The following is a 14,964-nucleotide window of genomic DNA, read 5'->3' as shown; positions in this document are numbered from 1 at the left end:
GGTGCTGGCAGCCAGTACGCATGGTGCGGGCTGCTGTCATCTGCATGGAGGATGCCCGCCAACGATGGCATCCCATACCGGGGACATAATGATGCGATTGATGCTGGCTGCCTGGCAGCGATGGATGCTTGGTTTGCTCTTGGTGCTTGGCCTGCTGGGCTGCTCGGGGCAAACAGGGATGACACCAGAGAACAACCATTACGAGTTTTCCATGGAGAACGACTTCCTGGAAATGCGAGATGGCGTACGTTTGGCAGTGACTTATTACCGGCCACTGGCCCGCTCTCCGGATGAGAGCTTTCCGGTCATCCTGGAGATGCTGCCGTATCGCAAGGACGATTTCTTCGCCTTGGGCGACTACGATTACGGCTCCTACTTTGCGAAACGCGGTTATGTGCTGGCCCGGGTCGATGTGCGTGGCACGGGAGGCAGCACCGGGCCGGTTCCTGTCAGCGAATATTCCGCCGCCGAGATTGCCGATGCCCAGGAGCTGATTGATCAGCTCTCCCGCAAGCCCTGGTCCAATGGCAAGGTGGGCATGTACGGCCTGTCCTGGAGCGCATTCAACTCTTTAATGACGGCCCACAGAAAACCGCCGGCGCTCAAGGCGATTATTGCGGCCCATGGTTCGACCGATCTGTTCTACAACGATGTCCACTATATTGACGGCGCCTTGCATATCGACTCGTATGCGCACCAGATCGATACCGATAATGCCATGCCGCAAAGTCCGGATTACCGGATTGACGAGGCCTACTTCAAGAACCGCTTTGATCGTGAACCCTGGATTTTTACCTGGTTACGTCAACAACAGGATGGCGAGTTCTGGCGCGCGCAGTCTCTGGCCTTCAAGCAACAACCTTTGGAGGTCCCGGCCTATTTGATTGGGGGGTTGCTCGATGGCTATCGCGATTTTGCACTGGATGTCAGCCGTACCTCCACGGCGCCCGTCATTGTGGAAATGGGGCCCTGGAACCATGCCTGGCCGGAATACGGCGTACCGGGCCCCAACTATGAATGGCGCCAGAAGGCATTGCGCTGGTGGGATTACTGGCTCAAGGGCATTGACACCGGGATCTTGCAGGAACCCGCTCGCATGGCTTTCATGCGTACCGGTCATGCGCCCGCTACCGATCTGAAAACCGTACCTGGTTATTGGCGTTGCGATGCACAGTGGCCGGTGCAAGGGGCCATTACTGAACGTCGGTATCCTCAAGCAGGGCAAGGGCTGTCGCCTGCGCCCGCCGCATCCGGCCTGGCCCAGACCTTGCGTTACAAGGCGGGGGCAGGGCTGGCTGGCGGCGGCTGGTGGGGTGAGCAGACCGGGGATATGGCGGCCGATGATATGCACAGTCTGGTCTATGATTCCGCGCCTTTGACAGAGGCTATGGAAATTATGGGCATGCCCCAGGTGCGCCTGAAAGTGGCAGCCGATGCACCCTTCTACCAATGGAGCGTGCGCCTGGAGGATGTGGCCCCGGACGGGCGCGTTTCACTGGTCAGCGGAGCGGTCATTAATCCTTCGCAGCGGTTTTCGCGCTTGGAGCCTCAAGCCCTGGTGCCGGGAGAACCCACTATCTTGAATACCGCCATTCACTTTACAACGTGGCGCTTCAAACCTGGTCACCGTATCCGCCTTGCAGTGAGTAATGCACAGTTCCCCATGATCTGGCCTAGTCCGACGCCGGGGGCGACCAGTCTGTTTACGGGTGTGGATACCTGGGTGGATTTGCCGGTTGTGCCCCTGCGTGACCAAGGGTCCCAGGCCTGCCGGATGTCACCGCCCCAGGCCAGCGAAGCGGCTCCGTTCGGACGTGTGATTGATTCGGATGGCCCTGTCTTTAGCAGTACCCGTGATGAGGAGACGGGGGATTCGAGTTTTACCGCCAGCAATGAACTCAGTTGGGTCCTGCATGACAATCTGTACCGTTCCCAGGAGCGCTACCGCTGGGAGGTCAATGACGCCCGCCCTGCCCAGGCGCGTTATCAGGGCGAGCGGCGCAACCTCTTTACCATCAAGGGACGGGAGATTGATTTGTTGGCGCGTGCCAGGATCGAGTCCGATGAGTCTTATTTTTATCTCACTTTCACGCGGGAACTGAAAGAGGACGGCATGTTGGTTCGTGAGAAAACCTGGCAGGAGCGAATCGCCCGGATGTATCAGTAATCAGCAAAGGCTGAAAAAAACACCGCTGCAATTGCAGCGGTGTTTTTGTTCCATGGTCCTGTTAGCGCAGGACTTGTCTGAGGAATCCGCCGATGGCGCTGATTTCTTCCGGACAGACTGCGTGGGGCATGGGGTAGACATTCCATTGCACCTGATAGCCCATTGCCTCGAGCTGCTGGCGGCTGGCTTCAGCACGGCTGAGGGGGACGACCGGGTCCATGCTGCCGTGCGCCATGAAAATGGGGGTATTCTGGTTGGCGGGATGACGCTCGGCTTCGACGGCATGGGCCAAAGGCAGGTAGCCCGACAGACAGAGCATGCCCGCCAGACGCTCGGGCAAGCGCAGGCCTGTTTGCAAGGTCATGGCGCAGCCTTGGGAAAAGCCGGCCAGCACAATATTTTCGGTGGGGATACCACGGGCGTTTTCACGGGCGATCAGGTTCTGCACTTCGATCTGTGACTGACGCAGACCACTTTCGTCCTCGCGGCGCACCAGATCCGCCACATAAATGTCGTACCAGGAACGCATGGCCATGCCACCGTTGATGGTGACAGGCTGGATGGGGGCATGCGGGAAAATGAAACGAATGGCCGGAGCGTCTTGCAGGCCCAGCTCGGGCACGATAGGGGCAAAATCATGGCCGTCGGCGCCTAAACCGTGCAGCCAGATAATGGCATGCTGGGGGGTGGCACCGGTTTCAATCTCAATCGACTCAAGCAGAGGGTTCATGCGGACTCCGAAAGATCTACCAAGGTCTTGATGTACTGGTACAGGGCACGGTAGTGTTTGCGCTGCGGGTCCTGGCCTTGTGCCAGTGTGGAATTTTTCTCCGCTTCTTTGCGTGCGGCACGAATCAGGGTGCGCAATTGCTGGATGTCGGCCCTGGAAAACTCATTCATGAATTCGGTCAAAGCGTCGTCATCACGCAACAACAGGTCGCGCAAAGCCTCCAGCCTGTGCATGGCACGGGTTTCTTCTTTGGAGCCATTTTCCCAGACATCCAGTTGTTTCAGGATTGGCTCAGGGTCCACATTGCGCATGAGCTTGCCCACATAGTGGATCTGGCGGCGCCGTCCTTCCCGCGCCGTTGGGCTGATGCGTTTGGCATCCTTGATGGCGGCCAGTAAGGGCTCGCCCAGATCTAACTGTTTGAGTCTGTCGTCCGAGAGCTCAATCAGGCGTTTGCCCAGATCGAGCAGAGCGTGCATCTCGCGTTTTACCTGCGATTTGCTGGGACGGTCGTAACCGTTTTCATCGATTTCAGTGCGTGGACGGGCCATAAGAAGTGAAATAGCAAAGATTGTCGCCAATTGGCTATGATAACCGCCTAACCCTCAAAGAGTAGCAATGAGTCATCCAACTATTTCTCAATTGTCGATCAGTGCCAATCAGTTCCAGTTTTGTGAATTGGTGGACGAGGCGCTGCGGCATGCCAAAAAACTGGGCGCCAGTGATGCTGCCGTCGATATCTCCGAAAACAAGGGCCTGGCGGTCTCCGTGCGTCAGCTGGAACTGGAGACGGTAGAGCAGACGCAAGACCGCTCCTTGGGTGTGACCGTGTTTGCGGGCCAGCGCAGCGGCTCGGCCTCCACCTCCGATTTTTCCGTCAAGGCGCTGCGTGAGACGGTGGAGGCGGCCTGGCATATTGCCCGCTATACCGCTGAAGATCCCTTTGCCGGTTTACCTGAAGCAGACATGCTGGCGCAGCAGTATCCCGACCTGCATTTGCACCATCCCTGGCTGCTGGATGCTGATCAGGCTGCCCGACTGGCTATCTGCGCCGAGCAGGCCGCGCTGGAACTGAGCCCTCTGATCAGCAATTCGGAAGGCGCCTCGGTCGATACGCTGGAAGGACATTTTGTGATGGGCAACAGCCGCGGCTTTCTGGGCGGCTACCCCTACAGCCGTCATTCGCTCAGTGTCAGCCCTATTGCTGGCAAGGGTGACAATATGCACCGCGATTACTGGTACAGCAGCTCGCGCGATCCATCCCGTCTGGCCAGTCCCGAATCGGTCGGGCGTTACGCGGCCGAGCGTACCTTGTCGCGCCTGTCGGCGCGCCGTATTCCTACGGGTCGCTACCCAGTCCTGTTCGAGGCTCCGCTGGCTGTGGGCCTGATCGGCTCTCTGGTGCAGGCCACCAGCGGGTCGGCCCTGTATCGCAAAACCAGTTTTCTGCTCGATTCGCTGGGCAAGACCGTCATGGCCAAGCACATTGATGTGCTGGAGCGCCCGCATCTGGCAGCTGCCATGGGTAGTGCGCCGTTTGATTCGGAAGGCGTGCTCACGGCGGACCGCGACGTGGTGCGTGCTGGCGAGCTGAAAGGCTACTTTTTGTCGTCGTACGCGGGTCGCAAGCTGGGTATGCCGTCCACGGGTAATGCCGGTGGTTCACACAACCTGCTGCTTAGCTCGCGGCTCACCCGCCCTGAGGATGATCTGGATGCCATGCTCAAGAAGATGGACCGCGGCCTGCTGGTGACCGAGCTGATCGGTCAGGGAGTCAATTACCTGACAGGTGATTATTCGCGGGGCGCATTTGGTTACTGGGTGGAAAATGGCCGTATTCAGCATGCGGTGGAGGAAGTGACCATTGCCGGTAATCTGGCTGAGATGTTTGCCCAGATCGTGGCTGTGGGGGCGGACACCTTTGCCGCCGGCTCCAAGCGCACGGGCTCGATTTTGATCGAACAGATGTCGGTAGCCGGCGCCTGATCTGTTTGCCGTGCCAGTGCCTGGTCTGTCCTTAACGGTGCCGCAAGCCGCCAGACCGGCGAGGACGCGGTTTCCCTATGAGGGTTGGGGGGGCGTTTTTGATGAAAGTGCCTGCCCAATGTGCCAGATCAAGGAGCCGACGATCAAAGCCCCGATTTGCGGGATAATCCGGGCTTTCGCAGCCCCCCATTCGGGTCGCGCCAGTGTACTATCCCTAGCATAAAAATATTTCCCGGTTATTGAATCCCCACAAGGAGCTTATTCATGCAGCGTCGCTCGTTTCTGAAAAAGGCAGGTCTTGGTGCGGTCGCCAGTACTGCCGCTATTGCTGCCCCTGCTATTGCCCAGAGCAATCCCAAGGTTAATTGGAAGCTGACATCGACATACGGCCCCGCCACCCCGGCGCTGTTTTCGACCGCTCAGGCGTTTTGCAAGATGGTGGAAGAGGCCTCGGATGGCAACTTCAATATCCGTTTGTACCCGGCCGGTGAAATCGTTCCCGGTTTTGGTGTGATGGATGCGGTCAGCAACGGCACCGTTGAGTGTGGTCAGACAGCTTCGTATTACTACTACGGCAAAGATCCATCGTTCAGCTTTGATACGGCAGTGCCATTTGGGCTGAACGCGCGTCAGATGAATGCCTGGATGCAGGAAGGCAACGGGACGAAACTGCTGCGTGAGTTATTCGCGACCCGTAACATCATCAACTTTTCCTTCGGGAATACCGGCACCCAGATGGGCGGCTGGTACCGTAAGGAAATCAATTCTCTGGAAGACCTGAAAGGTCTGAAGATGCGTACGGCCGGTTTTGCCGGTGAAGTGCTGGCCCGTATGGGTGTGGTGCCTCAGCAAGTGCCGCCGGGCGATATCTACCCATCGCTGGAAAAAGGCACGCTGGATGCCGTGGAATTCGTCGGTCCCGTGGATGACGAAAAGCTGGGCTTTCAGAAAGTGGCCAAATACTACTACTACCCCGGTTGGTGGGAAGGTTCGGCGCAAGTGTCGCTGTACGTTAACGACGCCGCTTTCCAGGCACTGCCCAAGCAATACCAGTCGCTGATTGAAATTGCGTCGCGTGCTGCCGGCGAGCGCATGCTGTGCCAGTACGACGCGCAAAGCCCAGGCGCCTTGCGTCGTCTGATCGCCAGCGGCGCCATTTTGAAAGCCTTCCCGCGTGATGTGATGGATGAGTCCTTCAAAACAGCCAATATCGTGTACAAGGAATTCTGCGACAAGGACCCCATGTTCAAGAAGATTCACGACGATTACATGGGTTTCCGCGATGCGCTTGTGCCTTGGTTCCGCGTGGCCGAAGGCTCCTACGACAACTACCTGGGCATTGCTCTGGCAAACCAGAAAAAAGGCTGATCCCAGTATCGGAGTCCGGGCAGAGCACTCTGTTCGGGCTTGGCAGGTCCAGCTTGTTCACCCCTGTTTCCCGGTTGGAAGCAGGGGTTTTTTTATTGGCTGGTGCTCTGGGGTACGGGGTGGGTCTGATCAGTGGATCTAAAGGTAGGGAGGCTTTTTGGAAGGCGCCGCAAGAGAGTGTTGCGTTGAGGTGGAAAAATACTCGCAGCCTTGCTGGAGCGTGCGCAGAGATGAAACCCGTGCTTTCTTTTTATGAAGCGCGGCCTGGGTGTGGCAAAAAATCGGTGCTTTCGTACAAAACCCTCGTGTTTTCCACTATTTATGTTATTATGGCGAGCTATTTGGCAGAAATGCACGGGCGGAATATAACGTCTTGGCAGGGTCAAATAGAGCTGCCTTGCTTGAAAAAGCGGGTGGACTGTAGGGGTTAGGCATGTTGCCTTGACCCGAAATTTTAATATTTAGGAACCATCATGAAGACCTTCGTGGCCAAGCCGCTTGAAGTCAAACGTGACTGGTTTGTGATTGACGCTAAAGGCAAAGTCCTTGGTCGTGTGGCCAGCGAAGTCGCACGCCGCTTGCGTGGTAAGCACAAACCCGAATATACCCCTCACGTTGATACCGGCGATTACATCATTATCATCAACGCTGCTGACATTGCCGTAACCGGTAACAAGGCACAGGATAAGAAGTACTATCGTCACTCGAACTACCCAGGCGGTATTTACGAAACCAACTTCCAAACCATGCAAGAGCGCTTCCCAGGCCGTGCCATCGAAAAGGCCGTCAAGGGTATGTTGCCAAAGGGCCCTCTGGGCTACGCCATGGCCAAGAAACTGAAGGTTTACGCTGGTGCCGAGCATCCTCATAGTGCTCAACAGCCTAAAACTCTGGACATCTAAGGATAGGTCATGATCGGTAACTGGAATTACGGTACGGGCCGTCGCAAGACCTCCGTCGCTCGTGTCTTCATCAAGAAAGGTTCGGGCCAAATCGTGGTCAACGGCAAGCCTGTTGACGAATACTTTGCTCGCGAAACGGGTCGCATGATTGTGCGTCAGCCTCTGGTGCTGACCAACCATGTTGAATCCTTCGATATCAAGATCAACGTGCATGGCGGCGGCGAAAGCGGCCAGGCCGGTGCTGCCCGTCACGGCATCACCCGCGCTCTGATCGACTACGACGAAACACTGAAGACGGCTCTGAAACAAGCTGGCCTGGTGACTCGTGATGCTCGTGAAGTTGAGCGTAAGAAAGTCGGTCTGCACAAAGCACGTCGCCGCAAACAGTTCAGCAAGCGTTAATTCGCCTCGCGACCTGTTTATGGTGCTCAAAAACCCCGGACCTGTCCGGGGTTTTTGTTTGCTGGCTACATTTGTCCTGCTTTACCGGGTCTGCTGCTTGAGAACAGGCAGGACTACGTTAAGATAGAATTTTTGCTTGTCTCTCTTTCAGGAAAGTTCATGGCTACACATAGCGATACCCGGATCAAGGTAGGGATTGTCGGCGGTACAGGTTACACCGGGGTCGAGTTGCTGCGTCTGTTAAGTCAGCACCCTCAGGTGGAACTGGTCGCCATCACCTCGCGCAAAGAGGATGGCGTGCCGGTTTCGGATATGTATCCGAACTTGCGTGGCCATGTGGATCTGAAATTCTCTACTCCTGAAAATGCCAATCTGGAACAGTGCGACGTGGTGTTCTTTGCCACTCCCCACGGTGTTGCCATGAGCCAGGTCGAGCGTTTGCTGGCTGCAGGCGTGCGTGTGATCGACCTGGCAGCGGACTTTCGTCTGCAAGATACGGACGTGTTCCAGAAGTGGTACAAGATGGAACACAGCTGCCCCGATATTTTGAGCCAATCGGTGTATGGCTTGCCCGAGCTGCTGCGCGACAAGATCTCTCACGCCAAGGTGATCGGTAACCCCGGCTGCTATCCCACTACGGTTCTGCTGGGCTTGGCTCCCTTGCTGGAAGGTGGCAAGGCGCTGGTTGATACTCAGCACCTGATTGCCGATTGCAAATCCGGTGTGTCCGGTGCTGGCAAAGGGGCTTCGGTTCCCAATCTGTTTGCGGAAGCCAGCGACAACTTCAAGGCCTATGGCGTGTCGGGTCACCGTCACCATCCGGAGATTGTGGAGCAGTTGCAGCGTTTGGCCGGCGGCCCGGTTGGTCTGACCTTCGTGCCCCACCTGGTGCCCATGATTCGCGGCATGTTTTCCACGATCTATGCCCGCATCAAGCCTGAGGCGATGGACACGGACTTCCAGGCCCTGTATGAGCAGCGCTACGCGCAGGAAGCGTTTGTGGATGTGTTGCCGGCTGGTACCCTGCCTGAAACCCGTTCGGTGCGCGCTTCCAACCAGCTGCGTATTTCCGTGCAGCGGCCCGGTAACGGCGATCAGCTGATTATTCTGGTGGTGCAGGATAATCTGGTGAAGGGTGCTTCCGGTCAAGCCGTGCAGAATATGAATATCCTGTTCGGCCTGCCAGAACAAACTGGCCTGAATCACGTTGCCATTCTGCCTTAAGGGGAACTTGGTCTTGGTGAACAGGTCAAATATCCATGACTGAATCACCACAAACCACGACTCAGACTGCCGCTCCTTCCCGTGCGCGGGGCGGAGCGTCTGTCATTGCACTGGCGGTATTGGCGGGTATGTTATTGGGTGGCGGTGGCCTATGGCTATACCGCAGCCTGACCCAGCCTGCAGACCAGTCTGAACAAATTCAGTTGGCGATGCAGAATCTGGCACGTAGTCAGCAATCCCTGCAGCAGATTCAAAGCGAATTTGAGGTGCTGCGCGGGCAGTTGGTGTTGGAGGAGAGCACACGCAAGGGGCTGGAAAAATCCTTGCTGTCCACTCAGACCGAACTGGCGCAAACACGCGAACAGCTGGCTTTTTACGAACAGTTGCTGCCCCCTGGCCCCAGTGGTTCCATTACGGTTCGTGCCCTGGAGGTCAGTAAGAGGGGAGATCTGCTGGAGTATAAAGTCCTGCTGCAACGTAACGCCCCGGAAGGAAAGCCATTTTCTGGTCGCCTGCAGTTTCAGCTGACCGGGCGGCAAGACGGAAAAAACGTTAAAATCGATTTAACACCCAGTTCCGGGCCAGATTCGGGGCTGGCAGAGTCGTCTGTAGAACAGACTGATCCTTTGATCTTAAACTTTAACCAGTTTCAGCGCGCTATGGGTTGGCTGGCGTTGCCGCCAGGCTTTGAGCCCACCGCCTTGACGCTGAATGTTCTGGAAGGAAGCGTTATCCGCGCTTCTCGCCAGGAAAAAATCGCCCAGCCAGACTAATCACCTTACCCGCGGGTGGTCATGTGCAAGGCGATCACATGATAATTATTCATGCCGGCGGGGGCCGGCAGGAGAACCACATGAGCACTCTTACCGAATCCGTTGATCTGCAAGCCCCTCCTTCCCCACTGATCTTTACCGATTCAGCGGTTGAGAAGGTCCGTGAGCTCCTGATTGAAGAAGGCAGCCCCGAACTGAAGCTGCGCGTCTTCGTGCAAGGTGGTGGCTGTTCCGGCTTCCAGTACGGCTTCACTTTTGACGAACTGGTTAACGACGACGACACCATTATTGATAAAGACGGCGTACAACTGCTGGTTGACGCCATGAGCTTCCAATACTTGGTGGGCGCAGAGATTGATTACAAAGACGATCTGGACGGTGCTCAGTTCGTTATCCGTAATCCTAATGCGACAACGACCTGCGGCTGCGGCTCTTCCTTCACGATGTAAGAAGGTGGCGTCAGCGCTGGTCGTTCAGCGCTGATCGGCTTTAGCAGGATTTGTACACAAACACCCCAGACTCTGAATGCAGGGTCTGGGGTGTTTTAGTTGTGCGCGTGAGCATATCGTGTTTGATGAATCTGCGCATTTCCGGGCTCTGTAGCAGGGGCAGGCGAGGTGGATAGTTCCGTGAATGAGGGGAGCGCGGGCGGGAGAACGTGCTTGAGGCTTGGGATGCTTGAAGTTGGGATGGATGAGTGCCTGTCATTTGTTTGTCAGGGTTTCATCTTGCGGGGCTGTGCCTGATCAGATGCTTCAGGGCACTAGCGTTATCGGATTGCCTCTTGTGTCAGGGGCGGGGTGCCAGCGTTTGTCAGGCCGGATAGCAAGCGCCGAGTACGGTTGCGCGACGTGCTCCGGTTACGGCAGGCAGCCCCGCAGGAATACGTTCAACATGTGCATAAGCCAGCCAGGCAAAGGCCAGGGCTTCAATGGACTGCGGGTCCATGCCCAGTTCGGCGCTTGAGCGGATGGGCATGATGAGTTGATCGCCCAGGCGTTTCAGCAAGGCCGGATTGGCCGCGCCGCCGCCACATACAATCAATTCCTGCACCTGAGCGGCGTAAGGCTGGATAGCTTGCGCAATGGTATGCACCGTCAGATCCATCAGGGTGGATTGCACGATGGCCGCTGAAAGCCCACTATTGGGATCAACCAGATCCAGATGCTTTTGCAGCCAAACCAAATTGAACAGATCACGGCCCGTGGATTTAGGGGCGGGCAGCGCAAGCCAGGGTTCGCTTAACAGGCTGGCAAGCAGGGCAGGATCAGACGTCGCGCTATTGGCCCATTGACCGTCCTTGTCATAAGGCTGGCCTTGATGTTTGTTCACCCAGGCATCCAGGAGCATGTTCGCCGGGCCGGTATCAAAGCCAAATACCTCACGCCCCGGCAGTAGCAGGGAAATATTGGCAATCCCGCCCAGATTCAGAATGACGCGGCCGTGCTCGTGACGGAAAAGCGCCTCATGGACGATAGGCACCAAGGGTGCCCCTTGGCCGCCCGCGGCAATATCCCGGCTGCGAAAGTCTGCAATCACATCTATGCCGCAGCGCTCGGCCAGCAGGGCAGGGGCGTTCAGTTGCAGGGTGTAGCCCTGGTCAGGTGCATGGCGGATGGTTTGGCCGTGTACGCCAATCGCGCGGATCAGCTCTTTTTCTGCGCCTTGGGTCCAGGGCAGGCACGCCTGGGCGTAGAGTTCGGTCAGTTGCACAGCGGCAATGCTGGCACGCGCTAGCTCATTGTGTCCCGGGTGTTGCAAAGCCAGCAGCTCGGCTCGCAAAGCGGCCGGCATGGGCAGGCTGCGGGTTTGGTGTATCTGTGCCCCCTGTGTGCCGAAGGAAGCCAGCACGGCATCCACACCGTCCATGCTGGTCCCGGACATGAGTCCGATATACAGGGGGGCTGACATGGGGCTTAACGGCTGGCCAATTGCACGGGCTCAGCGTCCGTATGCAGCAAAGCGAAGCTGTCCTGATAGGAGGCCAGGGTTTGCTGGAACTGCTTGCGTTGGGGGGCATCCAGAACACGCGCGACAGGCAGATCTACCGACAAAGGATCAACGGCTTTTTGCGCAATACGGAATTCGTAGTGCAGGTGCGGGCCCGTTGCCCAGCCCGTCGACCCCACATAGCCGATCAGTTGACCCTGTTCGACACGATCGCCTTTGCGCAGCCCGGCCGCAAAGCGGCTTTGATGAGCGTACAGCGTGGTGAACTGGCCGTGGTGCTTGAGAATGATGGTGTTGCCATAGCCATTTTGACGGCCAATGAACTCAACGGTGCCATCGGCTGTGGCATGAATGGGCGTACCCGATGGGGCCGCGTAGTCCACACCGTTGTGGTCACGCCAGCCGCCATGTACGGGATGGCGACGACCGCCAAATGTGGAGCTGATGCGGGTGAATTTCAGGGCGGTGCGCAGGAAAGCGCCTTTAAGGCTTTGGCCGCTGAAATCGTAGTAGCCGCCGCTGCCGTTTTCGGGCTGGAACCAGGCCGCTTCATGAACTTTGCCCTGATTGATGAACTCCACCGCCAGCAGGCGACCCGAACCTACGTCCTGCCCTTCATGGCCGTAGGATTCGTAGACCACGCGGAAGCTGTCGCCTTTGCGCAGGTCTTTCAGAAAGTCAATCTTGCTGCCCATGACATCGGCCATTTGCAGCGTGATGTTGTCGGGGATGCCGGCTTGGTCGCTGGCGCCAAACAGCGAGCTGTTGATGGTGGCCTGGGCGACACGTACCCGGGTCTGGGTCTGGTCGCTTTGCTCCTCAGCGACAAAACCGCCTTGCCCGTCGGGCCGAACTTCCAGCCAACGGGCCTGGCCCTGACCGGATTGCTCGGAATACGGGGTGTGGCGGTAGCGCAGCCATTGCAAATTACCATTGGCATCCAGCGCTGCCTGCACGGTACGACCCGGATAGAGCTTGTAGATTGAGCGCGCCTGCTTGTCGTGAGTCAGAAACTGCAGTAAACCCTCTTCGCTCACCTGCATGCGCTGCAGCAGGGCGGACAGGGTATCGCCACGGCGAATGCGGGTTTCCGTGACGTAGGCTTGTTGATCCTGGGCTTGCAATACCGTCAGATCCGACGGCAGGGTCAAGGCAGTGCGGGCTTGGTAAATCTGGGGCTCGGGGCTGCTGGGCATCACCACGGCCAGCGCGCCGGCGGCGACAAAGGAACCCAGGGCCAGCGTGACCAAACCAGTGCGGATAATGAGGGCTCGGGCGAACCGAGGCTGGTGGATGTTAAGGTGGGAGGAGGAGCGTTTCCCTTTGCTGAACATAAAACCAGAACCTTGTTGGACGTACGGTTTACCGTCCACCCGGTTTGCAGGCGGAGGTCAGTTGTACTGGGCGGACAGAACATTCCAGCCCTGGCGATCTGACCTGCGCGGGAATGATAAAATAGGGTGGTTTACGAAACCTTGCTCATTAATTAAGCACGTCTCGCAATAGCAGGCTATCCTAGCGCATTAGGCTTAATTTTTCGAGCATTTTTACTCATTAGTTTGTCACCAGATTTGTTATGTCATCCCCCTCAGAGCCCCTTTCTCCAGAAGTCCTGGCTGATTTAGCCATCGTCAAACGCGGCTGCGACGAATTGCTCGTCGAATCCGAGTTTGCCCGCAAACTGGCGCGCAGCCATGCAACAGGACAGCCGCTGCGGATCAAGCTGGGTCTGGACCCCACGGCTCCTGACATTCACCTGGGGCACACCGTGGTGCTGAACAAGATGCGCCAGTTGCAGGATCTGGGGCATACCGTTATTTTCCTGATTGGCGATTTCACCTCCACCATTGGCGATCCCAGTGGGCGCAACACCACCCGCCCGCCTTTGACGCCCGAGCAGGTCATTGCCAACGCCAAGACTTATTACGATCAGGCCGCGCTGGTTCTGGACCCTGCCCGCACCGAAGTTCGCTATAACTCGGAATGGTGCGACAAGCTCGGCTCACGTGGCATGATTCAATTGGCTTCCCGTTATACCGTGGCACGCATGATGGAGCGGGACGACTTCACCAAACGCTTTAAGGCCAATCAGCCTATTTCGGTACACGAGTTTTTGTACCCCTTGTTGCAAGGCTACGATTCGGTTCAATTGAAAGCCGATGTGGAATTGGGCGGTACCGACCAGAAATTCAATTTGTTGGTGGGACGTGAATTGCAAAAAGAATATGGGCAGGAGCAGCAATGCATTCTGACCATGCCTTTGCTGGTGGGTTTGGACGGCGTGGAAAAAATGTCCAAATCCAAAGGCAATTACATTGGTATTAGTGAAACGCCGGACTCGATGTTCGGCAAATTGATGTCCATCTCCGATACCTTGATGTGGCGTTATTTCGAGCTCTTGTCGTTCCGTAGTCTGGAAGACATTGCCGGCCTGCAAAAGCAGATCGACCAGGGCCGGAACCCGCGCGAGGTCAAAGTGGAGCTGGCACAGGAGATCGTCACGCGTTTCCACAGCGCCCAGGCTGCGGCCCAGGCACTGGAAACATTTGATGCCCGTTTCCGTCGGGGCGAAATGCCCGAGGACATGCCCGAGGTTACGGTGGCCGGTGAGCTGGCCTTGTTGCGCGTGTTGCGTGAAGCAGGTCTGGTCGCCTCCAGCAGCGAGGCCCAGCGCAATGTGGAGCAGGGCGGCGTACGCATCAATGGTGAGCGTGTGGACGATAAGGGTTTGCAACTGGAGCCGGGCAGCTATGTGCTGCAAGTAGGCAAGCGCAAGTTTGCGCGGGTCACCTTGACCGGCTGATTGATTGTGGAGGTCTGCAATGAAACTGCGTAGTGATTCTTTTCAAGATCAGGGCATCATTCCCGAGCGTCTGGCTTTTTGCCGATACGACGCACAGTCGAGAGTTGCATTGGCTGGTAATGCCAATCCGCATCTGGAATGGTCCGATGTTCCCGAGCAGACCCAATCCTTTGTGGTTATTTGCCACGACCCCGATGTCCCCAGTAAACCGGACGATGTGAACCAGGATGGGCGCGAGGTGCCGGCGGATCTGCCACGGGTGGATTTCTTTCATTGGGTGTTGATCAACATCTCCCCCCAATTGCGAAGTCTGGCCGAAGGTTCGTACTCCAAGGGTATTACGCCACGCGGTAAAGCCGGCCCTTTGGCGCTGGATGATACGCGCCAGGGTGTGAATGACTTTACCAACTGGTTTGCCAGCGATCGCGACATGAACGGTGATTACTTTGGCTACGATGGCCCGTGTCCGCCGTGGAACGACGCCTTGCCACACCGTTATGTCTTTACGGTCTACGCGCTGGACATTGCCGAGCTGCCTCTGGAGGGGCGCTTTAACGGCCAGGATGTACTGCGTGCCATGGAAGGACACATTCTGGCTCGTGCGACCTTGACAGGTCTGTACACCCTGAATCCCCGTTTGATTCAGCAATCCTGATTCC

14 protein-coding genes are annotated in these 14,964 nt (G+C 57.0%); 10 read left to right on the top strand and 4 right to left on the bottom strand.

The features are described from left to right. The first annotated feature begins 88 nt into the window (after positions 1–88). Positions 89–2,167 carry a CocE/NonD family hydrolase gene (locus RSQ48_RS14390; protein WP_235587676.1) on the top strand — a complete coding sequence of 693 codons (2,079 nt, stop codon included), beginning with the start codon at positions 89–91 and terminating at the stop codon, positions 2,165–2,167. A gap of 61 nt (positions 2,168–2,228) precedes the next feature. Here the strand turns inward: RSQ48_RS14390 and RSQ48_RS14385 are convergent, their stop codons facing one another. Beyond that, on the bottom strand, positions 2,229–2,897 hold the full coding sequence (locus RSQ48_RS14385) for an alpha/beta hydrolase (RefSeq protein ID WP_415301926.1): 669 nt from the start codon (positions 2,895–2,897) through the stop codon (positions 2,229–2,231). Continuing rightward, a complete protein-coding gene (yjgA, locus tag RSQ48_RS14380) occupies positions 2,894–3,448 on the bottom strand; it encodes a ribosome biogenesis factor YjgA (protein WP_415301925.1) in 555 nt (184 codons plus the stop codon). Before yjgA ends, RSQ48_RS14385 begins: the two co-directional genes overlap by 4 nt. Positions 3,449–3,515: 67 nt before the next feature. On the opposite strand from yjgA, the gene pmbA reads away from it, so the two are divergent. The 7 genes from pmbA (at position 3,516) to erpA (ending at position 10,001) form a co-directional block, all read left to right on the top strand. Continuing rightward, entirely contained in the window at positions 3,516–4,883 is a 1,368-nt protein-coding gene (gene pmbA / locus RSQ48_RS14375) for a metalloprotease PmbA (protein ID WP_415301924.1), read from the top strand. 264 nt (positions 4,884–5,147) lie between these two features. Continuing rightward, complete coding sequence (locus RSQ48_RS14370) at positions 5,148–6,251, top strand: TRAP transporter substrate-binding protein (protein WP_003801838.1); 1,104 nt, start codon at positions 5,148–5,150, stop codon at positions 6,249–6,251. A 473-nt stretch (positions 6,252–6,724) separates the two neighbouring features. Next, positions 6,725–7,153 carry a 50S ribosomal protein L13 gene (rplM, locus tag RSQ48_RS14365; RefSeq protein WP_003801836.1) on the top strand — a complete coding sequence of 143 codons (429 nt, stop codon included), beginning with the start codon at positions 6,725–6,727 and terminating at the stop codon, positions 7,151–7,153. 9 nt (positions 7,154–7,162) lie between these two features. Further along, a complete protein-coding gene (rpsI, locus tag RSQ48_RS14360; RefSeq protein WP_003801832.1) occupies positions 7,163–7,555 on the top strand; it encodes a 30S ribosomal protein S9 in 393 nt (130 codons plus the stop codon). A gap of 159 nt (positions 7,556–7,714) precedes the next feature. Further along, positions 7,715–8,779, top strand: coding sequence for an N-acetyl-gamma-glutamyl-phosphate reductase (gene argC / locus RSQ48_RS14355; protein ID WP_301605987.1), 1,065 nt, complete (start codon positions 7,715–7,717; stop codon positions 8,777–8,779). Between the two features lie 35 nt (positions 8,780–8,814). Further along, positions 8,815–9,552 carry a DUF6776 family protein gene (locus RSQ48_RS14350; protein WP_003801828.1) on the top strand — a complete coding sequence of 246 codons (738 nt, stop codon included), beginning with the start codon at positions 8,815–8,817 and terminating at the stop codon, positions 9,550–9,552. A gap of 80 nt (positions 9,553–9,632) precedes the next feature. After that, the gene (erpA, locus tag RSQ48_RS14345; protein WP_003801826.1) at positions 9,633–10,001 is read left to right on the top strand and encodes an iron-sulfur cluster insertion protein ErpA; all 369 of its coding nucleotides are present in this window, start codon (positions 9,633–9,635) and stop codon (positions 9,999–10,001) included. Positions 10,002–10,365: 364 nt separating this feature from the next. Here erpA and RSQ48_RS14340 read toward each other — a convergent pair whose 3' ends face one another. Further along, a complete protein-coding gene (locus RSQ48_RS14340) occupies positions 10,366–11,463 on the bottom strand; it encodes an anhydro-N-acetylmuramic acid kinase (protein WP_336580111.1) in 1,098 nt (365 codons plus the stop codon). A gap of 5 nt (positions 11,464–11,468) precedes the next feature. Beyond that, on the bottom strand, positions 11,469–12,836 hold the full coding sequence (locus RSQ48_RS14335) for a M23 family metallopeptidase (protein ID WP_219235096.1): 1,368 nt from the start codon (positions 12,834–12,836) through the stop codon (positions 11,469–11,471). Positions 12,837–13,078: 242 nt separating this feature from the next. Between RSQ48_RS14335 and tyrS the strand changes: the two genes are divergently transcribed. After that, positions 13,079–14,305, top strand: a complete 1,227-nt coding sequence (tyrS, locus tag RSQ48_RS14330) for a tyrosine--tRNA ligase (protein WP_003801820.1) — start codon at positions 13,079–13,081, stop codon at positions 14,303–14,305. A 19-nt stretch (positions 14,306–14,324) separates the two neighbouring features. Then, the gene (locus tag RSQ48_RS14325) at positions 14,325–14,960 is read left to right on the top strand and encodes a YbhB/YbcL family Raf kinase inhibitor-like protein (protein WP_003801818.1); all 636 of its coding nucleotides are present in this window, start codon (positions 14,325–14,327) and stop codon (positions 14,958–14,960) included. The last annotated feature ends 4 nt before the right edge of the window (positions 14,961–14,964 follow it).

Origin of the sequence: Alcaligenes sp. SJTW-7 (assembly GCF_047716895.1) — a bacterium.
Classification (GTDB): Bacteria; Pseudomonadota; Gammaproteobacteria; order Burkholderiales; family Burkholderiaceae_B; genus Alcaligenes; species Alcaligenes ammonioxydans.
This window is presented reverse-complemented; position numbering and strand designations above follow the sequence as displayed.